The sequence below is a fragment of the Pseudomonas sp. F(2018) genome (genome assembly GCF_005508865.1).
Classification (GTDB): Bacteria; Pseudomonadota; Gammaproteobacteria; order Pseudomonadales; family Pseudomonadaceae; genus Aquipseudomonas.
The window spans coordinates 118,489-137,862 of record NZ_SCOM01000002.1 but is presented as its reverse complement, the minus strand read 5'-3'; the positions used below and the strand labels follow the sequence as shown (position 1 = coordinate 137,862).

General features: G+C 62.5%; 25 protein-coding genes. 4 read left to right on the top strand and 21 right to left on the bottom strand.

Annotated elements, in window-relative coordinates; genetic code table 11:
- The first annotated feature begins 118 nt into the window (after window positions 1-118).
- The 3 genes from FFS62_RS23270 to FFS62_RS08625 are packed head-to-tail and all read left to right on the top strand — an operon-like array spanning window position 119 to window position 2,083.
- Complete coding sequence (locus tag FFS62_RS23270; protein ID WP_218569282.1) at window positions 119-721, top strand: DUF262 domain-containing protein; 603 nt, start codon at window positions 119-121, stop codon at window positions 719-721.
- Window positions 722-772: 51 nt separating this feature from the next.
- Entirely contained in the window at window positions 773-1,228 is a 456-nt protein-coding gene (locus FFS62_RS23265; protein WP_218569281.1) for a hypothetical protein, read from the top strand.
- A gap of 12 nt (window positions 1,229-1,240) precedes the next feature.
- Window positions 1,241-2,083 (top strand): MAE_28990/MAE_18760 family HEPN-like nuclease, encoded by an 843-nt coding sequence (locus FFS62_RS08625; protein WP_137972425.1) that lies wholly within the window; start codon window positions 1,241-1,243, stop codon window positions 2,081-2,083.
- Between the two features lie 484 nt (window positions 2,084-2,567).
- Here FFS62_RS08625 and FFS62_RS08620 read toward each other — a convergent pair whose 3' ends face one another.
- From FFS62_RS08620 to FFS62_RS08575, 10 genes are all read right to left on the bottom strand, one after another.
- Window positions 2,568-3,065: a hypothetical protein gene (locus FFS62_RS08620; RefSeq protein ID WP_137972424.1), complete on the bottom strand. Its 498-nt coding sequence runs from the start codon at window positions 3,063-3,065 to the stop codon at window positions 2,568-2,570.
- A 204-nt stretch (window positions 3,066-3,269) separates the two neighbouring features.
- Entirely contained in the window at window positions 3,270-3,986 is a 717-nt protein-coding gene (locus FFS62_RS08615) for an SGNH/GDSL hydrolase family protein (RefSeq protein WP_137972423.1), read from the bottom strand.
- A gap of 41 nt (window positions 3,987-4,027) precedes the next feature.
- On the bottom strand, window positions 4,028-4,720 hold the full coding sequence (locus FFS62_RS08610) for a GDSL-type esterase/lipase family protein (protein WP_137972422.1): 693 nt from the start codon (window positions 4,718-4,720) through the stop codon (window positions 4,028-4,030).
- A 193-nt stretch (window positions 4,721-4,913) separates the two neighbouring features.
- Complete coding sequence (locus FFS62_RS08605) at window positions 4,914-5,705, bottom strand: hypothetical protein (protein ID WP_137972421.1); 792 nt, start codon at window positions 5,703-5,705, stop codon at window positions 4,914-4,916.
- Entirely contained in the window at window positions 5,706-6,329 is a 624-nt protein-coding gene (locus FFS62_RS08600) for a YmfQ family protein (protein WP_171016300.1), read from the bottom strand. It lies immediately after the preceding gene.
- The gene (locus tag FFS62_RS08595; protein ID WP_137972419.1) at window positions 6,317-7,366 is read right to left on the bottom strand and encodes a baseplate J/gp47 family protein; all 1,050 of its coding nucleotides are present in this window, start codon (window positions 7,364-7,366) and stop codon (window positions 6,317-6,319) included. The genes FFS62_RS08600 and FFS62_RS08595 overlap by 13 nt, the downstream gene beginning before the upstream one ends.
- On the bottom strand, window positions 7,356-7,805 hold the full coding sequence (locus FFS62_RS08590; RefSeq protein WP_137972418.1) for a phage GP46 family protein: 450 nt from the start codon (window positions 7,803-7,805) through the stop codon (window positions 7,356-7,358). The genes FFS62_RS08595 and FFS62_RS08590 overlap by 11 nt, the downstream gene beginning before the upstream one ends.
- Window positions 7,805-8,332, bottom strand: a complete 528-nt coding sequence (locus FFS62_RS08585) for a phage baseplate assembly protein V (protein WP_137972417.1) — start codon at window positions 8,330-8,332, stop codon at window positions 7,805-7,807. The genes FFS62_RS08590 and FFS62_RS08585 overlap by 1 nt, the downstream gene beginning before the upstream one ends.
- Window positions 8,332-9,396 (bottom strand): phage baseplate assembly protein, encoded by a 1,065-nt coding sequence (locus FFS62_RS08580; RefSeq protein WP_137972416.1) that lies wholly within the window; start codon window positions 9,394-9,396, stop codon window positions 8,332-8,334. The genes FFS62_RS08585 and FFS62_RS08580 overlap by 1 nt, the downstream gene beginning before the upstream one ends.
- Window positions 9,389-10,639 (bottom strand): DNA circularization protein, encoded by a 1,251-nt coding sequence (locus tag FFS62_RS08575; protein ID WP_137972415.1) that lies wholly within the window; start codon window positions 10,637-10,639, stop codon window positions 9,389-9,391. The genes FFS62_RS08580 and FFS62_RS08575 overlap by 8 nt, the downstream gene beginning before the upstream one ends.
- Before the next feature lie 40 nt (window positions 10,640-10,679).
- Between FFS62_RS08575 and FFS62_RS08570 the strand changes: the two genes are divergently transcribed.
- Window positions 10,680-10,889: a hypothetical protein gene (locus tag FFS62_RS08570; protein ID WP_137972414.1), complete on the top strand. Its 210-nt coding sequence runs from the start codon at window positions 10,680-10,682 to the stop codon at window positions 10,887-10,889.
- A 2-nt stretch (window positions 10,890-10,891) separates the two neighbouring features.
- Here the strand turns inward: FFS62_RS08570 and FFS62_RS08565 are convergent, their stop codons facing one another.
- From FFS62_RS08565 to FFS62_RS08515, 11 genes are all read right to left on the bottom strand, one after another.
- Window positions 10,892-12,610 (bottom strand): hypothetical protein, encoded by a 1,719-nt coding sequence (locus tag FFS62_RS08565; RefSeq protein ID WP_137972413.1) that lies wholly within the window; start codon window positions 12,608-12,610, stop codon window positions 10,892-10,894.
- 108 nt (window positions 12,611-12,718) lie between these two features.
- Entirely contained in the window at window positions 12,719-13,075 is a 357-nt protein-coding gene (locus FFS62_RS08560) for a phage tail assembly protein (protein ID WP_137972412.1), read from the bottom strand.
- Window positions 13,076-13,078: 3 nt separating this feature from the next.
- Complete coding sequence (locus FFS62_RS08555) at window positions 13,079-13,435, bottom strand: phage tail tube protein (RefSeq protein ID WP_137972411.1); 357 nt, start codon at window positions 13,433-13,435, stop codon at window positions 13,079-13,081.
- A 12-nt stretch (window positions 13,436-13,447) separates the two neighbouring features.
- Window positions 13,448-14,935, bottom strand: a complete 1,488-nt coding sequence (locus FFS62_RS08550) for a phage tail sheath subtilisin-like domain-containing protein (protein ID WP_137972410.1) — start codon at window positions 14,933-14,935, stop codon at window positions 13,448-13,450.
- Entirely contained in the window at window positions 14,935-15,165 is a 231-nt protein-coding gene (locus FFS62_RS08545; protein WP_137972409.1) for a DUF2635 domain-containing protein, read from the bottom strand. The genes FFS62_RS08550 and FFS62_RS08545 overlap by 1 nt, the downstream gene beginning before the upstream one ends.
- A gap of 12 nt (window positions 15,166-15,177) precedes the next feature.
- Window positions 15,178-15,723 carry a phage protein Gp37 gene (locus tag FFS62_RS08540; RefSeq protein ID WP_137972408.1) on the bottom strand — a complete coding sequence of 182 codons (546 nt, stop codon included), beginning with the start codon at window positions 15,721-15,723 and terminating at the stop codon, window positions 15,178-15,180.
- Window positions 15,723-16,148 carry a gp436 family protein gene (locus FFS62_RS08535; protein WP_137972407.1) on the bottom strand — a complete coding sequence of 142 codons (426 nt, stop codon included), beginning with the start codon at window positions 16,146-16,148 and terminating at the stop codon, window positions 15,723-15,725. Before FFS62_RS08535 ends, FFS62_RS08540 begins: the two co-directional genes overlap by 1 nt.
- A 12-nt stretch (window positions 16,149-16,160) precedes the next feature.
- Window positions 16,161-17,063, bottom strand: coding sequence for a Mu-like prophage major head subunit gpT family protein (locus FFS62_RS08530; protein ID WP_137972406.1), 903 nt, complete (start codon window positions 17,061-17,063; stop codon window positions 16,161-16,163).
- Between the two features lie 41 nt (window positions 17,064-17,104).
- Complete coding sequence (locus FFS62_RS08525; RefSeq protein ID WP_137972405.1) at window positions 17,105-17,536, bottom strand: hypothetical protein; 432 nt, start codon at window positions 17,534-17,536, stop codon at window positions 17,105-17,107.
- Window positions 17,537-17,542: 6 nt separating this feature from the next.
- Entirely contained in the window at window positions 17,543-18,580 is a 1,038-nt protein-coding gene (locus FFS62_RS08520; RefSeq protein WP_137972404.1) for a phage protease, read from the bottom strand.
- A gap of 242 nt (window positions 18,581-18,822) precedes the next feature.
- The gene (locus FFS62_RS08515; protein ID WP_137972403.1) at window positions 18,823-19,284 is read right to left on the bottom strand and encodes a phage virion morphogenesis protein; all 462 of its coding nucleotides are present in this window, start codon (window positions 19,282-19,284) and stop codon (window positions 18,823-18,825) included.
- Between the last annotated feature and the right edge of the window lie 90 nt (window positions 19,285-19,374).

The following is a 19,374-nucleotide window of genomic DNA, read 5'->3' as shown; positions in this document are numbered from 1 at the left end:
AGCCCGTGCAGGGTGGAAAAACGCGTAGCGTTTCCCACCGTTGGATATCCAATCAACTTGATTTACTGTACGGACACAGCACGCACTAATGGGCAACGAATTTTCAATGGGGACAAACATGAGTGAAGCGGATATTCCAGCAGCAGAATTAGATGAACTGGACGTGCCCGACACGGAACCATACGCTCCCGTAAGCGAGCGGAAAGTTCTGATCCAGCAATATGACTACGCTGTAAGAACACTGGTGGACATGATCATAGAGGGTGATTTAATCCTCAACCCCGACTATCAGCGTCTATATAGGTGGGCACCTGAAAAGGCCTCTCGATTTATAGAGTCAATACTACTAAACATCCCGGTCCCTGTAGTTTATTTCGCAGAAGAGAGCAACGGTAGCTTTAGCGTAATCGATGGACAACAGCGCCTCACCTCATTATTAAATTTCATCAAACCAGAGGCCGGCGAAGAGATTACACTAACAGGACTAAAGCTGCGCCCAGAAATCAATGGAAAACCTTTTACCGAACTAGACAGAACTGATCGCTCAGCAATAACCAAACGACCAATAAGGTGCATTGTAGTTCTCAACGAGTCAGACAAAGCTCTGAAATTCGAGGTATTTGAGAGATTAAACACTGGCAGCACCTCTTTAACCGAGCAAGAAGTGCGAAACTCCATTTATCATGGTAATTTCAACGACCTAATCAAAGAGCTCGCATGAAACACTGAGTTTTTAGAAATGATTGCCTTGCCAGATCAGCACAAGCGGAACATGAAGGCTGAAGAACTGGTATTGAGATTTTTCGCCTATAGAGACCTCAAGGAAAGCACCGACTACCCAGGCAGCTACACTGAATATTTAAACAATTACATGGAACAGAATCGATCTCTTCCCTCGACAAAATTAACAGAATTAAGGGAATTATTCTCGAACACTGTTAGCACTATTAATGCACAGCTTGGCCCAGGAGTTGCTTTCCGCCGCCCTGTAATGCGAGGCCAGGATGGCCGCTTTGCACACACACTTATTAATGGCGCCATCTATGAATCACAAATGGTTGCCTTCTCTAAACTCATAGAAAACAACAGCACCAACCTACTGAGCAGGGAGAAAATCATTACATCATTTTCTAATGACAGCTACTGGAGCACCCTATTTCAAGGAACAGCTAAGAAAGCCACAGCCATCCGCCGCACAGAGGAGCTCTGCAAACACTTGCAGTCATAAGGACGAATTAGCATGGCGTTCAATTGCTTGTCAGAATTGACTGAAAAAATTACCGAAACGGACCGTGTGGCACGGCTGGCACAGAGCTTATTAGATAGCAGCGATGTAGCATCAATCTCTGGAGAGTTGAGCGAGACAAAGCACAGGCGCTCTACAGCAAACGCCATGACCAAGTCCGCGCTAGTGCTTTTATGCGGATATTTTGAGGGGTATCTAAAGAAATTAATTGAAGAGTTTGTCGGAGAACTGAACGACCTAAAACTACCCTTAAAAAGCACTGGAGATGAATTATTTCTATCCATCCTGCAACATTCGATCACAGACAATAGAAACAAAACACTTCCGAAAATTCTGACTATAAAAGATTGCATTTCCGAGGACAATCACTTCCCACTCACTCAGGAAGCAATAGGCGCTACAAAAGGCAATCCAACCGTGGACACTGTCGAAACTATATTCCAACGGATCGGCATTCCTGGAATAATAGATAAATTGAGCATGAGGGATTATTCACTTGACAGCACATACACCACCATCAGCCAAAGTCAGCAACTTCATCAAAGTATAGAGCTAGCAGTAGACGGAGATATTACCCGCTACCAGAAAGTAGTTGAGCTAATTGATGGAAAATGGGCTCCCAAAAAGCAACGACGTGACGTGGGCTACGTTGGCAGGATTCAAGAGCTACTAAAGAAACGCAACAGAATTGCGCATGGTGAAAACTGGGGGGAACAAGTAACCCCTACAGAGCTATTAGATTTCAACCAAGACATTTTGCGACTTTGCACAGGTATTGACGAATATTTAACGTCAGAACTCGATAACTACAGAACCATACAAGCAAAAGCTCTGTAAGTTTCTAGCCCTTTAGAAGATGGAAAAGGGGGCAAATCTATTTGCCAAACCCTGCACCTGCCATAGAGCCCCTTTTCGCCCTTACGGCGAGTCACTTTCTCTTTGCACGCGCAAAGAGAAAGTAACCAAAGAGAAAGCGCGCCCGGCATCCGGGTCTGGCCTACGGCCAGACTTCCCTCGCTCCGGTGCTGCTCCGGGGGCCGGCTTGCAAGGGCCATCCATGGCCCTTCAAGCCTCTCGCCGCATCCATGCGGCTCGTCCCCCTGCGCAACACCTCCACTCGGCCTCCTGACGGGGATTCGACTCCGAGTTGCTTGAGGGTTTGTCTGTGCGCTGCGCGCCCGAGCGGAGTTAGCAGGAGTCGCTTTCGTAGGGTGGTCTCGCCGCAGGCAGCCCACCACACCGGAACGGTGTACTGCCCTTCGGGCGAGTGTAAGCGCGCGCCGGTTTTGGCACTGACTAGCTCGGCATTTGGCATAGCCTGTCAGCGCCAGAGCTGCCACCATTTAGCGCTCGCTTTGGCATCGAACGCTTTACCGATATCGATGGCCGCCTGAAGCACCTCAGCTGCCTCAGCAGGAACGTCCGCACGAGAAGTCCCTCGATACAACGCACCCCCCTCGGTCACATCCCGTACAAAGCTGTCGGCTAGTTGATAGAACCTGACGATTCGCCCGGCCTCGCTCGGTTTGAGACAGCCAAGCTGGTTCAGATGCGCGTCATAGATGCATCTGTAGGTTGGGATGATCGAGATCCGAAGCGAGTACTTTTCTATATCACCGCGTTTCATTTTCGCAGCTGAATCCCGCAGCTCCGCCAGGTAGCCCCGAATTCCTTCAATCTCGACCAGCGATGCAACCTCAGCCAAAAGGGCATGGCGGGTCGCCTTCCGCTGTCTCCATTCCCTCCAGAAGAAGCCTGCCGCCCCCAAGGTCGTGCTTATCAGTGCCGCAAGCAGAGCCAGCTGTATTTCTTTATCCATGAGATACCTCCTAAGCCCAGCGGCTAGCTTAAGGCGTTACGACTGGGGCTTGTCTATCCCGCCCGTCTCTTCAGAATCTGCCCTGGCGTGAAATGACCTGGCACTGCTTACTCTTACAGCGACACCTCACGATCGGCGTATGCCATGTTTGATGTCTTAACATCGGCAAGAAAAAACCCGCAGAAAGCGGGCTTTGTAGAGCAGCTAATCCAAACAGGCAGTAGGGTCAGGCGAAGCGGCTGCGGCTTCGTCAGCTCTAGGTGCGCTCAACCAAGCCCGGTACTGCTCGAAAATCACTCGATGCCCTGCCTCATTGGGGTGCGCATAATCGCTCATGAGATCAGCCCGTCCTAGCGTAGGGGTGTAGGTGTCGATTACACCAACCCTCATCTCACGGGCCAGCTCGCTGGCACAGGCTACAAACCTCGGGTAGCCAGGGATCTCCGTGGCGTTTTCTCTTACGATTACCGCTTCGATCCCGGCCTCTTTAATCGAACTGACTATACGCCGCGTGTTATTAGCAAAGGTCTGCACCGACAGTTGGTGGTTGGGATCATTCACCTGTAACGGAATGAAAACGATGTCAGGCTTAGGGCTAAGCGAGCGAATTACGATATCGCTGCTTTGATGCGGCGGGGCACTGCTAGAGGGCAGGCTGATGCCCAGATGATCGTTAGTGTCCCAACCATCCCCACTGAGATTGATTAGCTCTGACGAAGGATTCCGGGACTTAAGGTAGTCGCGCAACATTCGGGAGTGCCCGACGTAGCCTGAATCACGGTGCTCCACCGCAAACCCACGGCTCTCGTTGTAACGGCTCGATAGCTGCTCATGGCCGGTGGCGTTGTAACCCATGCCGATACTGTTGCCCAGCATAACCGCTACCACAGCTTCGCCCGCCTGGAACTTCTCTAAAAACAAAGCCTACGCCCTCCTTATAAGAGGGCGCAGCTTATCCCGAACTACGCAGACAACGCAGCACTCACTCGTGCCAGCCGAGCGACATTCGCGCCATTGCGGACCAAGTCTTCGGCCGCAAGCTGAAGCTCAGAAGGCCCGGACTGGCATTCAGCAGGCGGATCAAGCTGCCCTTTTACAAACGCCCCTGTATAAATGCCACTCATCGCGACCGCATGAATTCGTGTGTTACCGGCCACGCTCTGATGCACCAAGTCGGCGCCATCCACGTAAAGGCCACCAAACCCACCGGTCAGATAGAGGCTGGCATAGTCGCGCCAGATGTCTACAAACGGACAAAGGTACTCGCCAGCCAGGGCCCGCCACTTCTCGACCCACCCTCCCCAGGTGTCGAGCTGGCTGCGGTAGACAGGCGGCGACATGAGAACCACCTTCGCGCCTGCCAAGCGGCATTGCTCGATCAGGCTGCGGTAGTTGGTCTCATGCGTCGCTAACGGGATGCTATTACTGCGGTCGTTCACGGTGAACATCATCACCACCACATCAGGTGTGTGCGCCAGCACATCGGTCTGCAGTCGAGCAAGCATCTGCTGACTGATGTTGCCAGGTACACCGGCATTAACTATGTCAGCTGCAGCGTAGCCGGCCGACAAACCGACCATGTGCGCCCAACGCTGGGACAGCGACACGTTGGCAGATGCAGTAATACTGTCACCTAGGAAGACTATTTTCCCCATCACTACTTCTCCGGCTCTGCTGCGGGTTGCGGGGATGGAACCTCATTCCAATTCACTCCATCCCAACGAAGGTAGAAGCGGCGTTCCCACTGACAATCGTCTAAGGGAGCGGCACCATCGGGCAGCTCAGTTATGGTTTCGTCGTTATGTGCCGACAACACATTGCCGCCTGCATCAAGCATTGCAAAGCGCATCAGACGCCCTCCCTGCGAATAGTGATTTCTGCATAAACCTCAGGACGACCGTCTACTACCGGGTCACCAAAGCCTTGTGTAGCTACGTTCTCGCAGTGCTGCCTCAGCTCGAAAACCTTGCTAGAGCCAATGCTGAACACACCCCGCACAAAAGAACGGGTGGTAAAAGCCCCACCCGAGTTCTCACTCGTCCCAAGAATGGCAACTGCAGCATCGGTCACGTTGTACAAAAAGCCTCTGTGCCGATCGCCATTGAAGAACGGCACACTGGCTTCGACGCGATAGGTACCAGCCGGCAATGTGATTTGGTTTGCGGAAAGAGAGGCCCCCGCAATGGTGTTAGAGCGAACGGTGTTCAGGGATCGAGTATTGCTCCCTATGACGTTGTTCCCACCTCCCACTCCGCTTGCCTTCTCATCTACGACGATCATCGTATGTTTCTGAGGGTAGACAGCGGCGATACCTGCTGGAGTCGCTGCGATCAACGCACTGAGCGCGGACAGTGTTTCAGCCGCCGTCGCAAGTCGCACTAACCCTTTGTCAACAGTCGAAGCATCGCCCGGTACGATTGCCGCCTCACTAATTAGAGTCTGAACCGCTTCCAGCAGTTGGCTATCGTTGTCCCTGTCTAGGGCAATGCCGGCGGCTGCCACCACGTTGATCAGCTCGCGCTGCAGCATGTTGAAGTACGCCGCCAGCATCGGCGTCGCCGACTGCCCCCCACCGGAGCTACCAGGGCGCCATTCGCCCGCCTCAGTTGTCCGGTCGGTGTATGCACCTACCTTTTCCATTTACTCCTCCAGATATCCGATTTGCAGGATTAGCCAGCTCGGCGCGGCGTGCCGCAGCGAGCATTCAATGAGTTCATCGCCCCAGGAGCGCAGCGGGTCGCCAATCACGGCCTCGTCGATAACGGACTCGCGGATGACGCCGTTGGGTAGGAGCACGCGCCAGGTCAGATCCCACTCGGCGCCGTTCATGTCGTCGCCAATCACCGCTCCGGTGTGGCCGGTCGGTGTGTCCACCTCGACCGTGGCTTCGCGGAACTCCATCACCTGGGCGCCGGCATAGCCGAGCCCTTCGGCCAGATCGAGGTAGTCCTGGACGGTCATACCGCCCCGGCCGATGATCCGGCCGATCAAGGCAGCACGGCGGTCGGCCATGGACTGCTCGGCCGGAGCGCAGGCCGAGGGCAGACCGTAGCTGGCCTCCCATTCCTCGAACGTCTCCAGGGCCAGGCGCGGGTCTGCCTCGGCAAGCAGCGCTTCAGCGCGCTCGTCGATGCGAGCAGGCTCGCGCGCCATGCCAGCCAGCAGGCGCTGCAGGTTCGAGGTCGGAACGGTTGTCCAGACGATGCCCTGCGGCAGCAGCGCGAACAGCTGCTGGCGGTAGTCGTCAGCCGTCAGGCCAGCCACTCGACACCTCCCCACACCGGCAGCTCGCCGAGGGCGTGCGGGACGTTCGCCACGGGCGACTCCAGCTCGTAGTCGGTCACACCAGCCGCAGTTCCAATGGCGTTGCGAATCTGCGAGATAAGTAGCGTCCCACCAGGTTCGCCGGCACGCAGCACGAGATCCTGCAGCGCCTGTTCGATAGCAGCCCTGGTGATGCTGTTATCCGGCGTCACGCGGATCTGCGGCTCGAAGTACTTCGGCGTCGGCGCCACCACATAGACGTGCGCCGTGACGTTGCGCTGGGTCTCGATGTAATCGAACACGTCCTGCAGCAGTTGCACGGACGGCAGAGGGCCGCCCTCGGCGTTGTCGGCCATGATGCGCAAGGTGACAGTGCCCGCCCCCATTTCCCGAGGCGATTCCCAGGCGCGGGTCACGCCTGGCACCTGCAGTGCCCACTCGGCCCAATCACCCTCGGCGCCACCACGCGGGATGCGTGCACGACGTGCCAGGATGCGGTCGCGCCAGTCGTCGAACTCCTCGATGTCGGCGCCGCCCTTGATGCCGGCAGCGCCCACAGTGGCATTGGCGTTCACACCCGCGATCGGCGAGACCAGAGCCAACACCGCGCCGGCAGCCTGAGCGCCCGCGCTCCCAGCCTCCAGCGCCTGGACCTCAACGGCGGCAATGCCACCCGTGATCACAGCGTCGGCCGTGGTGCTGTACTCCACACCGGCCAGCTGCACCAAGGTGCCGCTGTCGATCGGCGTGCCCTCGGTGCCGGTAAAGCTCACCGGCCCGCTGTTCGTGCTGGCCTGGCGACGCGGCACGCCCACGCTGTGAAGGTGCAGCAGCTCGTCGTCGCAGGTCTCCGGGAACAGCTGGCGCTCCAGCCACTGCAGGTAACCGTACAGCCCATGCGCGAGTCCGGCCTGGCCGGTGGCCAGGATCTTGGTCAGGCGGGTGGCCAGGCTGGCCTGGCTGCCCGGCAGGCGCGAGACCAGGTCATTGTCGGCACGCCCGATCAGCTCGGGCAGCGGCGGCCGCTTAAACCCCATCGGTTACTCCCCATACATAGTCATAGCGGCGCTCCAGGGCGGGACCTTCCCCGCGCTGGATGCGCACGATCAGTTGCAGAACGCCCCGGCGCAGGTGGATGGCTTCCACCTCTACGGAGGCGGCAATCTCGTCCTCGGTGAGCCAGGCCAGCGCCTCGCTGGCGTACTCCTCGGCCCGGCGCAGCACCGAGTCCAGTTCCTTCTCCCGGCTCAACAGCCACAAGCGCGAACCGATCTGGCGATCGCCGTAGGCATCAGCCCACCAGCCACGCCGGTCGGTACCGCCGTCCGGCAGCTCGTCCTCGTCCAGGGCGCGCCGGTCGGTGTAGAGCGACAGCAGTACTGCCGTTTCCAGGGAACTATCGGCCGCCAGGTCACCCTCGGCGATCGCCAGGTCGAAGGCCTTGGCCTGCGGGTCATAAACCAGAGCAACGTCCATCAGCCCATGCTCCGATCAGGCCCGGCACCGCCGTGGGTGTGCGGATTGAAGGCGTCGCGCATGTCCTGCATGGTGCTAGTGTGGTCACGTACCTCGCCGGCCACGAACAGGTCGCCGTCCATGGTTACGGTCGGGCAGTTGACGAAGGCCACCGGCTTACCCGCGCCATCGATCACGATGCCGCCGCGGGTCAGGTGCACGCGCTGGCCCTGGTCGTCATACAGAGTCACTTCGCCGGGCTGCAGGCTGGCAATACGGTAGCGGCGGTCATCCACGGCCAGCGCCACCAGGTGCGCGCGGGCACCACCCACGGCAGCGACCGCAGCCTCGGCGCCTGGCAGCGGGTGACTGGTTGTGCCGTAGTTCTGGAAACGCTCGGCCCAAGCCGGTTTTTCGCCCAGCAGGGTGACCTGGACCGACTGCAGGCCGCCGCCGTCCTCGATCAGCTTCAGCACGCCCCGGCTAAGCAACAGGCGCAGGCGGCGCCACACCGGGCCGAGCACGCGCTTAGCAGTTCGCTCGTCCATCACCACCCCCAGTCGCCGGGCTTTTTCGAGCTGCTGCCCGAAGCCTTCGGCTCGGCAATCGGGATCGGCTCAAAGGCCGCAGGCGGCACCACGCGCAGCTCGGCGCGGCGGCCGTCCAGGCCCTCGATCAGCTGCACCTCGCTGATCAGCAGACGCTCGTCCAGCCCCAGGTACTCATCGCGCACCGGCACCAGGTCGCCCGGACGCCACACGCCTTGCTCGTGTTGCCAGCCGCTGACGGTGTAGGTGACGCCACGGCCCTTGGCCCAGCGCATGCGTGCCTCCAGCTCGGCCCGCGCGGCGCAGTCCATGCCGTCCGCCGGGGTATCGCAGACCACCAGGGTGGTGCGTGGCTTGCGGATGCGCGGATCGGTGGCGGTGCCTTTCGGCGAGGACGCCTGGGTGCCGTTCCAGTCGTCACTGCCCGGCGTCTGGCCTTCGATGATGTACTGGTTGAAGCGGTCGCGGTCGCTGAACGCCCCGGAGCCCTTGCGGATGTTCACACCCAGCACCAGGGGCGTGCGGATCTCGCGCTGCACCGCGTGGACGATCACCAGGCGGCCCTGGGCGTCGCTGACCACCCGAGCGGCCCGCAGCTGGGCGGCGCGCTCGATCGCCTCGGCGATCGGCTGGCCGTCCTCCAAGACGAAGATCGGGAACGGCTTGTTGTCGCCCACGGTATCGACGACCTCGATGCCATAGGGTTGTGCCAAAGCCTGCGCGATTTGCACCAGGGTGCGGCCCTCGAAGCGCTGCTCCTGGCCACTGCAATCGAGCAGATCGCCGGCCAGGCTGCGGCCGTTGGCCACAATGGAGTGGCTCTCGGCGTCGTAGTCCGGCAGCACCTCGTCCAGGTTGCCGGTCAGCACCAGCTCGTCGCCGATCGACACGGTGCAGGCGCCACCAGGTGTAACTGGGCGCACCTCGCCCGACTCAGCCCAGCGCTCGGTCAGCGCCAGCTGGAACTCGTCGGCCATGCGCTCCAGGGACAGGCGAATGTTCACTTCCTGCCAGCCGGTGTGCCGCTGGCTGCCGATCTGCAGGGTTACAACGGGCTCACTCACTGAGCACCTCCAGAGCCATGCCACCGCGCAGAGCGCCGGGGTGGCGGACGTTGTTGCGCACGCAGATCTCGTCGGCGCGGGTCGCGTCGCCATACAGGCGGTGGGCGACAACCAGGGCCGGCAGGGTCGCCTGCGGGGTGTAGTTGGTCATGTTCGGCAGCGCCGTGGCGCGGCTACGCAGGTCGGTGGCCAGCGCCGCCCGGAGCGCGGCCAGGGTGTTGTAGACCTCGTCGTTGATGGCCACCTCGGTCTGCAGCTCGTGATCGAGCAGGGTCAGGGCGTTGCTGCCAGCCGCCTCGGCGTCCTGGCGCGACAGCCAGTCGGTATCGGCCACCACGCGCGCAGCGGTGATCGCAGCCAGGCGCCCGTTGAGCTGGCGGGCGGCGAGAATGTTCTCGGCCCGCTGGGTGTTCTGCGGGGTGTCCGCTGCAGGGATGGCCACCGTGTCGCCGGCCGTGCCGGCATCGAGCAGCATGCGCACCGCACGGGTCGGCGTGCCCGGTGGCAGCTGCAGGCGGCCGCTGTCGTCATCGTCGGACGACGACAGGACGCTGCCACCGTCGTACAGGTCCAGGGCGTTGACCGGGCGCATCACCGCATTGCGCAGGCGGTTGTAGCCGCCCAGGACGATGCCGACGATGTTGGTCGGGAAGCGGATCACGCTGGCGATATCGTCGGCAATTCCGCCCACGAAGCCTTCCAGGCCACCAATCACCGCCGACAGGTCGCGCTCGATCGAGGTCAGCGACCAGCCGGTAAGACCCTCGACGCTCCAGCGGTCGAAGAAGTCCCGCTCGGTCGCCTTCTCGCAGGCGTCCGCCGCCTGGCCGACCTCGCGCTGGGTATCCACCGAGGTGGCCGGCAGCAGTTGCTGGCCGCTCTCGGTAAAGGTCACCTCGAAGGTACAGACGCCGCCCTCGCGGGTGTTCTCGCTGAAGCTGACATCGGTGGCCACCGCCGACAGCCTGCCCAGGTACGGGTGCACCAGGGTCGCAGCACCAGGAGCATCCAGGGCGGCCAGCAGCTTGTCGCGCTGCAGGTCGTAGTCGTCGCCGGCGACGAACAGGGACAGGCGCCACTCTTTCTTGCGTCGCCCCATGTCCTCGGCGTAGGGCACGTCGCGGCGCGGGTACTCATGCACCAGCCAGCGGCGGCCGCCCACTGCGTCCGCGCGCTCGACGTGGAACTCGATGCCGCGATAGCTGCCGCGCAGCTCAGGGTCTATCCGGTCACGCCAGCTCATGTGCTAGGCTCCTGGCTTTCAGGTCAAGGGAGGACAGGACATGAAACCGACCGAGAAAGCGGCATTGATTGCGATCGCTGTAGGCATCGCTGCCGGCGTTGGACTTGCATTTCTGCTTGAAGGCGCGAGCGTGTGGCTCTACGTCGGTGCCGGCGTGATTGTTGCCGGAGCAGGCTACAGCCAGATCGTTAAGCAGATGGCTGAAGAACGCATCGCCGATGGCGACTTCGCCCCCAAAGAGAAGATCTAGCATCACGGCACCATCCCCAGCAGGCCCGTTTCCACGCTGTAATCCAGGCCGCCGTTGGCCTTCATCGAAGCCACGCGCGGCCGACCTTCCGAGTCGATCTTGATCCGCAGCTCGCCGCCCACATCGGCGCGTCCTGGCATTGCCAGGGGCGAAGGCCGCCCGGCGAGCGCAGGCGCCCCCAGAGAGGCAGCCGCCGGAGCACCAGCCGCAGGCGCGGCAAACCTCTGAGACAGGCCATTGCCTCCAGTCATCCAGTCCGGCATCCACTCGGTCAACGCACCGACCTTCTGCTTGACCCAGCTGGTGAACTGCTCGAAGCGCTGGCTCACCCCGTCCCACAGCCCGCTGACCCATTCCTTGCCGATCTCGCTCAGAGGTCGCGCGCCGAACAGCTCGAACACCGCATCCACGGCCTTCATCAGCAAGGCGGCCGGGGTGAACGACAGCAGATCCTTGGCGATCTCTCCGATTCCGCGGCTGAAGAACGCCTTGACCTTCGCCCACAGGTTGCCGAACCACTCGGCGATGCTGTCCCAGTTGCGGTAGATGAGGTAAACCGCGCCGGCAAGGGCGGTGATACCGAGGATGATCCAGCCGATTGGCGTAGTTACCAGTGCCAAAGACAGCGCACGAATTGCTGTAATCGCAACAGGAACGGCTTTCGAGGCTAGAAGCCCAACGGACCAGGCGAATTTGGAAAACGCCACAGCGGAAAGGAACAGTGAGAGCAGGAACTTCCCGGCCAGAAGCCCAGCAACAATGGCTGCCAGCCGCCCAAAACCGCCCACAAAATCAGCTGCCCAAGCCACTGCATTACCAAACGCTCGCATCCCAGCCCAGAGCTGACGCAACCGGGTAAGGATCTCCTGACTGATTGCCTGGCGGTTGGCCTTGGACATATCGCGCAGGCTGCCCAGCCATTCGTTGATGGTCGGCAGCAAGGCGCTCGCAACAGTGGTGCGGATCGACGTCAGCATGGCGCCCAGGTCGGCCATGTTGCGGGTGTAGGCCCGCGACTGCTCGATGTCCTCGTCGCTGAGAATGGCGCCATTGTCGTGCGCGGCCTGGCGCAGCTTGGCCAGCTCCTCGCGGGATTGGGTGAGCATGGCCACGAACTGCTCGCCGCCGGTGCCGCCGAACAGCTCGTCGAAGATGCGCTGGCGCGCGGCATCGTTCTGGATCTTGCCCATGCGCGACAGCACCAGGTCGAGCAGCTTGTCGGTCTCGCCAGCGGTGGCACGTAGATCCTTGACGGTAATGCCTAGACGCTCGAACGACTCAGCGGCGCCACCGCTGCCGGTGACCACGAACTCATCCGCGCGCAGGCCCAGCTCCTTCAGGCCGTCGACCAGGGCGTCGTTGTTCACGCCGAAGCGCCCGGCAACGTACATCCATTCCTGCAGCCAGCGGGCACCCACGCCCAGGCGCTCGGAGCTGATCTTGATCTCGTTGCCCAGCTCGGCGACCCCGCCGACCAGCTTGCCGATGCCGAATGTCGCGGCCGCAGCCGCGCCACCGACCCAGGCCAGGCGCTTACCAAGGTTCAGCGCCTGGTTGACGGCGCCGCCCAGCGCCTCACGCACACGGCGCGCCGAGGCGGTGACCTGATCAAAGCCGGCGCGACGGGAAATGCCAGCCAGCGACTGGGTGACACGGCGCAGCGGTGCAGTCAGTCGGTCGACCAACTGCATCACGATCGATGTCTTGAATTCACCCGCCATTGGCTTTCATTTCCTCTGCCAGCTTTTCCGCCTGCCCCAGCCACCAGCGCAGGTCATCGATGTCCATCTCCAGCAGGTCCAAGGGATTGAACCCGCCGAATGCCGCCGCTACGACGCGGACGATTCCGTCCCAGTCCTTCGGGACTTCGGCAAGAAAGGGCCGACGACTTCCATGACTAGGTCGAGGTCGCGAGCATCCAGCTCGTCCATGGCATGGGCCGGCACACCGGCCAGGCAGGCCACCAGCACCAGGCTCTGGCTGATCTCACCCACGGCCTTGTCCATGGCCTTCATGTGCTTGCCCTTCACCTTTTTGCTCAGGGTCAGCACCGTCAGGGTGCGCTCGCCATCGAGCTTGCTGTGCTTGTAGGTGATGGGCTCGATGAGGGTGATCTGCACCACGTCGCCCTGGTCTACAACGCGGGCGCGCTCTTCTTCACTGAGGTCAGCGAGGTAGTCGGTCATCGGTTAAATCCTTTCGCAGGTACGGGCCGCGAAGTTCAGGCGCACCTGGCCTTCGCCCGTGTTGAGTTCGGCGGTTTCGGTAACGAAGGCGCCGGTCAGCAGGTAGTCCTGGCCGTTGTCACACTCGACCAGGACGGTGGCGTCCTTGATGGTGTTGAGGTCGATCAGATCGATCTCGTCGGTGTGCAGCACAGTGCACTGCAGGGTCGGCGCCACCGGCTCCTCGTTGTAGAACACCCGCTTGCCGGCCATCCGCGGCGTGCGGTTGACCCCGCCCGGATTGAGCGTGGCGCCTTTCTCGCTGGGGATTTCCTGGCCATCCACGCGGATGGTGGCGATCCCGGTAACTTGTCCGCTCATGGGCTTCTCCTGTTAACGGCGGAATTGCGTCTGCTGGGCGTGGACGCGGTACTGGCCGATCAGCATCGGCTGATCGATCACGTTGAGGCGATCCGGGTCATCCGGGTCGATGCTGACCTGCAGGCTTTCCTTGTAGCCCTCGTAGTCGCGCACCCAGGCGCGCTCGCCCATGAACACCTGGCGGTACAGGCTGAGCAGCTCGGCCTTACACACCTTCGGCGTCATCACCGGCTGGCTTGGGTCGTACAGCGCGCGATCGGCGTCGTCGGCCAGCTTGTGGCGCGGGTACTTCTGCGCGAACGTGCTGCGCTGCTCGAAGCGGATGCGCTCCAGGATCTCGGGCACCTGGATGTTCAGGTAGCTGTCGTCGGCGATGCCGGCGCTGTTTTCCTGGTAGGTGGTGATCTGCCGCTCGATCTGCACCGTGCCGTCGGTGGCCACGGTGTAGGTGGCAATGCCGTCGTACAGCAGCAGGTTGCGCTCGGCCTCATCCCAGCGTTTCGCCTCACGCGGGCCGATCAGCCCCGGCATGGCCAGACGCTGCAGCGGCCGAGCGGGATCGATTGCGAGAGATTTGGCACCGACGATGGCGTTGACCGCTGCCCAGATCCACGGCGCGCTGAAGGCCGCGCCCATGCCCATGATGGTGACGTGCGGCGAGTTGCGGCCGCTGCCCAGGGTCGAGGTGGCGGCGTGGTTGCCCCGGAAGGCGGCGAAGGCGCGGCCGCCTTTCTGGCGCATCGGGCCGTAACGGCTGGTCAGCTCGGCCTCGATCACCTCCAGGGAAGTGGTGTCGGTGTACGGCAGGCACAGCCAGTTCCACCACTCGTTGCCCATGGCGGCCACGGCGGGCACCAGGTCAGGGTTGACCGCACCGCCAGTGGGCTCGGTATAGGTCACTGCCAGGCCGCTCGGGCGCTGTTCACCCTTGACGCAATCGTCCAGGGAGATGCCGTTGCCGGTCTCGCCGCCCCAGCGGCACTTCAGGTTGACCTTGGCCGGGGTGACGCCATCGACCTCGGCGGTCACCGGCACGCGGTCATCGGCGGCGATGGCATCGACGATCGCCTGGGCGGTCACGGCCGCCGAGGCACCGGCCACCATCTCGCACCAGACCCGGTAGCCGGCGATATACAGGGCCAGCGGACGGGTTTCGCTCGGGCCTGCGGTCACCAGGATGCTACCTTCGGCCTCGACGGCCAGGCCGGCGTCGGCCAGCGGCAATGCCCAGGTCTCGGTGTAGATGTCCACCGCCTTGATGGCGCGGAACTGCTCGGCCAGCATCGAGCCACGCCCGAACAGCTCGTCGGCCTGCTCGGGGTTGGTCACGCGCACCGGCACCAGGGCGGTGGCACTGCCGGTCGAGAGCATCTGGCCGAGTACCAGGAGCTTGCCCTGGAACACCGCATTGCCCGCCAGGCGGTTGTCGAACTCGATGTACCAGCCCGGCACGCGCAGGGCGGCCGGGATGTCATTGAATACCGTAGAGCTGATGGCCATTACTTGGTGCCCTCTTTCTTGACCGGGGCAGGCTCAGTCGCTGCCACCGGCTTGGGTTGCTCGGTTGCGGCCTTGGGGGCGGCGGCCTCGATGACCGAACCGTCATCCAGGCGGCGCTGCCAGTGCGCAGACCACTCCACGCTGGCGCCTTCCTCGGGCAGCGGCTTGCCGTTCTCTGGGCGGCGTACCACCAGGCCGGCCTGGGCCGGTTTGATGAATCGTTGGGGCATGACGGAACCTCGCTATGCCGTTGGCAGGGTGAGATGGGTTTCGGTGTCCGGGCCATCCGGCACCTTGCTGTTGACGTGGAAGGTCTCGAAGTTGGCCAGCGAGCCGGCGTCCAGCGGCGCCGGGAAGGTCAGCTTGATGGTGAACACCGCGCCATAGATGACGACGCCTTGCTGGTCGGCCCGATCCGAGTAGAGGTTGTCCACGCGCTCCAGGAGCAACGAGCCAATCTCATCGACCTTCAGGCCGTTGAGAGCGGGCACGATGCGCTCCAGGATCTCGTAGGCACCCACCTGGCGGTTGCTGCCTCGGCGCCGCTCACGCTCGCCGCTGGCCTGGCCAGTGACGACGTACACGGCATAGCGGCCGGTCATTGCTGCCCGGCTGCCTGGGGTGGCAGGCCCACCCGACCAGGCGATGTAGATGCCCGGTACGCTGCGCCGCGCGGCCTTGAGGGTCGCCTCGTCCCAGTTGCCCGGCAGATCCTCAATAGTCTTGACGTGCTCGCCGACCACCCGCTTGCAGCGGGCGATCATGGCGTCCTCGATCTCGGCGAACATCAGAACACCCCACCCGGAAAGGTGCGGCGGCCGGGCATCATCACCACGTCGCCGGCACTGGTGACTTCGTCGTCCACTTTCGGCAGGCCGAGCTTCAGCGAACCGCTGGCGATCGCGCGCAGCGCCTTGATGGCGTCGTCGTAGCGCTTGGTCACCTGGTCGATGGCTCGGTTGTCGTAGAGCCGGTAACGGGCGATATCGCAGCCGTAGGCCGTCAGGATCGGCGGCACGCTGGCCAGCGGCAGGCGGTACCCGCCACCGGCCAGGGCGCTGTCGATCTCGCCAGTCGCGTCCTGGATGGCCCGGTCAACCTTGTCCTGGTCGATGGTTTCGCCCGTGTCGTCGGCCTTATCCTCGGCGAGATCGAGGATCTCGTCTTGGCCAAAGCGGCGAACCAGGTCATCCAGTGTCAGATAGGCGGCCATGGCTGTTCCTTATCAGGCTGCGCTCGGCAGCCAGGGGTTGAGGATCAGCTTGGAAGTGCCGGCCCATTCGTTGGTCGCGCCGTTGGCTGCCTGTGCGTTGTTCAGCACACGCAGGGCCGCGCCCTCGAAGTTGTTCGGCACCATGGTGTGGCTGTGGCGCAGGGCCAGCGGGCGGCCGTGGTCGCCTTTCAGTTCCTGCAGGCGGGCGCGGGCGGCCTCGTAGGTCTCGGCGCTGAAGGGTTCCTTGCAGCGCACGATCAGCTGCCACAGGCCGGGGCCGGCGTTCACGCGGGCATCCACGCCGAACTTGAACTTGTCGGTGCTGAACACCGCATCGCTGTTCAGGTCGGTCAGGGCGCGGAAGTCGTAGTCGCGGCGCTTCTGGAAGATCACCGGCTTGATCACACGGGTCAGATCCATGACGTACCAGGCCGCGCCGGTACCGCCGATATCGTTGCTGACCTGGGCTTCCTTGCCCTTGTCGTTGAGCACGATGTGGTTGCCGAACAGCGCGGCGCCGTCGTAGCACTTCGGGTTGTTGACCAGGGTCTCGACGGCCAGCTCGTTGGGGTGCTCGCGGCTGGAGCGGCCGAACTCCTCGAACACCGGGGCAAACAGGCCATAGGTGTCGTCGTCGATGGCATCGCGGCTGACGCCCTCGGTCAGCTCGAACTTGCGGTTCTTGATACTGAAGTCGGCACCTTCCAGGCTATGCACGACGCGATCGCCGATCCACTCACGCAGGCGCGGCAAGGCTTTCAGGAAGGGGTAAACCTCGACAGCAGTCGTCGAAGGCACCGTGGTGCAGAACTGTTCATAGAGCGCGCCACCGTCGCCCAGAGAGGCGAAGCCGCGCTGGAAGTTGGTGCGGTAGGCACGGAACAGCGCCTGCAGGTTGGCGTTATTGAGATCCATTAGGTATGTCCTCTGCGGATGAAGGGCTTACGCGGCTGCCGTTACAGCAGCACGCCGCTGGTGGGGTCGATGAGCACCCAGACACCCACGTCGTCGACCGCGTCGACGATGCCGGCGATGGAGCGAGTGCCGGTGCCGTCGGTCTTGGCCACGGTCTGGTTGTCAACGATGAAGCACGCCTTGCCGATGTCGGCGGCGGTGATCTCGTCGGCGCCTGCGCTGTTCTCCAGGCGGGCAAAGCCACGCAGCACCTCGGCGGTCTGCTCACCGGCGGCGCCGGCACTGTTGTCGACCTGGGCCTCGAAGATGCCCACGGCGACGAGATCGAGGCCGGTCACACCGGGCTGGACCAGGCCATCGGCATCGATCACCGCGATGGTGCCGGCCAGGCACAGGGCGGCGGCGGCCACCGGATAGCCCCGGCGATGACCGGAGACGCTGGGGGTGTTGCGGTTGTGAGTGGTGGCGGTCATCGCGACTTACTCCTCGACAGGGTTGTGTTTGAGGTACTCCTCCGGGCTCAGGCCCATGGAGCGGCACACGGCCAGTTCGGCGTCGGAGAGCTGGCCTTGCTTGGCCTTCGTCTCCTCGCCCGGTTTCTTGCCGTCGGTCTGGGTACCGCGCAGGGCGGCGATCGGCTGGGCGCCTTCCAGGTAGGCACGGCAGACGGCCAGGCCTTGCGGCTTGAGCCAGTCGGCGGTGGCCTTGCCGGGGATGCGACCATCCTTGAGGCCTTCATCCAGGAGCTTGTCCAGCTCGGACTCGCCGGCACTGGCACGCAACGCGGCCAGCTGCTGGCCTTGCTCCTGGTACACAGCCAGCGGCACAAACTGGCTCATGTCCGGTTTGGCACCAGCGCGGGCGGCCGCAATGGCCTGTTCGGATTCAGCCTTGGCCTTGACCAGGGCATTGATGGCGGCGGTGATCTGCTCGGCGGTGGCGTCGGCGGACAGGCCCAGGAGCTTGATCAGTTCTTCACGATCCACGGTGTCTTCCTCATGGGTAAGGTCATAGGTGCCGTCACCCATGCGGGCGGCAGCGAGGGCGGGAATGGCGGTGTCGATGGCGGGGTTGTTGGTGAGGCCGACGTGCAGGATGTCCAGCACTTCGCCCGTCTCGGCGTCGTAGGGGAAAACGGGAGACAGGTAGCGGTACTCGTCCGCATCGATGGCGGCCTGGGCGGCGGCAGTCCACTTCACGCGGCCATAGAGGCCGTCTTCGCGCCATTCCAGGGAGGTGCGGTCGATCCAGCCCGAGGCCGGCGCCGGCATGCCGTTGCGCGGTGCTTCCAGGGTCTGGTGCTCGTAGTCGATGACCAGGTCGGTGCTGCGCGCTGCAGCTCGCTGGGCGATGACCTTGGCCCCGGCTTCATTCAGGAACCAGGGGCCGCTGCCGATCATGGCTCCGCGCGGTGCAGTGAACTGGCCGGCTGGCATCAGGCGAGTCAGGCCACCCTCGGCGGATACCCGAAGGGCCAGGGAGCAGGCGGCGATCTGAGGAGAGCGTTTCGTTTTCATGCCCCCATCTTGGGGATGCACGGCGAACCGCTGGGACTAAAGCGTCTTGCTTAATTTGGCCTGGCGGCCGAAGGGGGAAACGCAGTCCCGAGGGTAACAGATTGGCGCCACGGCAAGGATTCTTTGCCGGAACCACTCATACGCATACGCCTAAGCGCGAATCTAACGCGGGTCTAACGCTTGTTGCGCCGCAAACTCGGGCCACGGTAGCGCCCAGCAGCAGAAAACGGCTTTACGGGCCGCTACAGGCCGGCGCCCTCTAACGGGGCTGCCAGGTGCTCCTGGAGGATATCCAGCACCTGCTTTTCGTCCTCGCTGGAGATACCCAGGAACGGCCGCGCCGGGATATCGCCCCACAGGTGCGGGTAGGCCGACTTGAGGCCGCCGAGCTGCTGCATGCCGGCGTAGACCAGGCTGCTGCCCCAACTGAGCGAGCGGCTATCCGCCCGGTAGTGGATCTCGTTGGCCAGGCGCCCGCTTTCCCCGATCAGCTCGTCATCATGGCCCTTGAGGGCAACAGTGATGTCCGCGTTTTCCTTCCACCTGGTGCCGTCCGGCGCCGTCTTGGTAGCGAAGCGCCGCTTGGTCGATACGATGAAGTACTCGCCCATGTCCTGGAGCGCCGGCCGCATGTCCTGGCCGCGCTGCAACAGCCCGTTCAGCGCGTCCAGGACGCGCCGGTTGTCCGCCTTCAGCTCGATCATCGGTTATACTCCTGGCTCGGCTTCGCGCATTGCACCGTTGTGGCTCATACCACAAATCGCCCAGGGCGTAGGGTGTGGGGTGCGAAGCCG

What these genes read in the sequence shown, in the direction of transcription:
- FFS62_RS23270 (WP_218569282.1), top strand. Translation starts at nt 119, where the DNA reads ATGAGTGAAGCGGATATTCCAGCAGCAGAATTAGATGAACTGGACGTG.
- FFS62_RS23265 (WP_218569281.1), top strand. Translation starts at nt 773, where the DNA reads ATGAAGGCTGAAGAACTGGTATTGAGATTTTTCGCCTATAGAGACCTC.
- FFS62_RS08625 (WP_137972425.1), top strand. Translation starts at nt 1,241, where the DNA reads ATGGCGTTCAATTGCTTGTCAGAATTGACTGAAAAAATTACCGAAACG.
- FFS62_RS08620 (WP_137972424.1), bottom strand. Translation starts at nt 3,065, where the DNA reads ATGGATAAAGAAATACAGCTGGCTCTGCTTGCGGCACTGATAAGCACG.
- FFS62_RS08610 (WP_137972422.1), bottom strand. Translation starts at nt 4,720, where the DNA reads ATGGGGAAAATAGTCTTCCTAGGTGACAGTATTACTGCATCTGCCAAC.
- FFS62_RS08605 (WP_137972421.1), bottom strand. Translation starts at nt 5,705, where the DNA reads ATGGAAAAGGTAGGTGCATACACCGACCGGACAACTGAGGCGGGCGAA.
- FFS62_RS08595 (WP_137972419.1), bottom strand. Translation starts at nt 7,366, where the DNA reads ATGGGGTTTAAGCGGCCGCCGCTGCCCGAGCTGATCGGGCGTGCCGAC.
- FFS62_RS08590 (WP_137972418.1), bottom strand. Translation starts at nt 7,805, where the DNA reads ATGGACGTTGCTCTGGTTTATGACCCGCAGGCCAAGGCCTTCGACCTG.
- FFS62_RS08585 (WP_137972417.1), bottom strand. Translation starts at nt 8,332, where the DNA reads ATGGACGAGCGAACTGCTAAGCGCGTGCTCGGCCCGGTGTGGCGCCGC.
- FFS62_RS08575 (WP_137972415.1), bottom strand. Translation starts at nt 10,639, where the DNA reads ATGAGCTGGCGTGACCGGATAGACCCTGAGCTGCGCGGCAGCTATCGC.
- FFS62_RS08570 (WP_137972414.1), top strand. Translation starts at nt 10,680, where the DNA reads ATGAAACCGACCGAGAAAGCGGCATTGATTGCGATCGCTGTAGGCATC.
- FFS62_RS08565 (WP_137972413.1), bottom strand. Translation starts at nt 12,610, where the DNA reads ATGGCGGGTGAATTCAAGACATCGATCGTGATGCAGTTGGTCGACCGA.
- FFS62_RS08560 (WP_137972412.1), bottom strand. Translation starts at nt 13,075, where the DNA reads ATGACCGACTACCTCGCTGACCTCAGTGAAGAAGAGCGCGCCCGCGTT.
- FFS62_RS08555 (WP_137972411.1), bottom strand. Translation starts at nt 13,435, where the DNA reads ATGAGCGGACAAGTTACCGGGATCGCCACCATCCGCGTGGATGGCCAG.
- FFS62_RS08550 (WP_137972410.1), bottom strand. Translation starts at nt 14,935, where the DNA reads ATGGCCATCAGCTCTACGGTATTCAATGACATCCCGGCCGCCCTGCGC.
- FFS62_RS08545 (WP_137972409.1), bottom strand. Translation starts at nt 15,165, where the DNA reads ATGCCCCAACGATTCATCAAACCGGCCCAGGCCGGCCTGGTGGTACGC.
- FFS62_RS08540 (WP_137972408.1), bottom strand. Translation starts at nt 15,723, where the DNA reads ATGTTCGCCGAGATCGAGGACGCCATGATCGCCCGCTGCAAGCGGGTG.
- FFS62_RS08535 (WP_137972407.1), bottom strand. Translation starts at nt 16,148, where the DNA reads ATGGCCGCCTATCTGACACTGGATGACCTGGTTCGCCGCTTTGGCCAA.
- FFS62_RS08530 (WP_137972406.1), bottom strand. Translation starts at nt 17,063, where the DNA reads ATGGATCTCAATAACGCCAACCTGCAGGCGCTGTTCCGTGCCTACCGC.
- FFS62_RS08525 (WP_137972405.1), bottom strand. Translation starts at nt 17,536, where the DNA reads ATGACCGCCACCACTCACAACCGCAACACCCCCAGCGTCTCCGGTCAT.
- FFS62_RS08520 (WP_137972404.1), bottom strand. Translation starts at nt 18,580, where the DNA reads ATGAAAACGAAACGCTCTCCTCAGATCGCCGCCTGCTCCCTGGCCCTT.
- FFS62_RS08515 (WP_137972403.1), bottom strand. Translation starts at nt 19,284, where the DNA reads ATGATCGAGCTGAAGGCGGACAACCGGCGCGTCCTGGACGCGCTGAAC.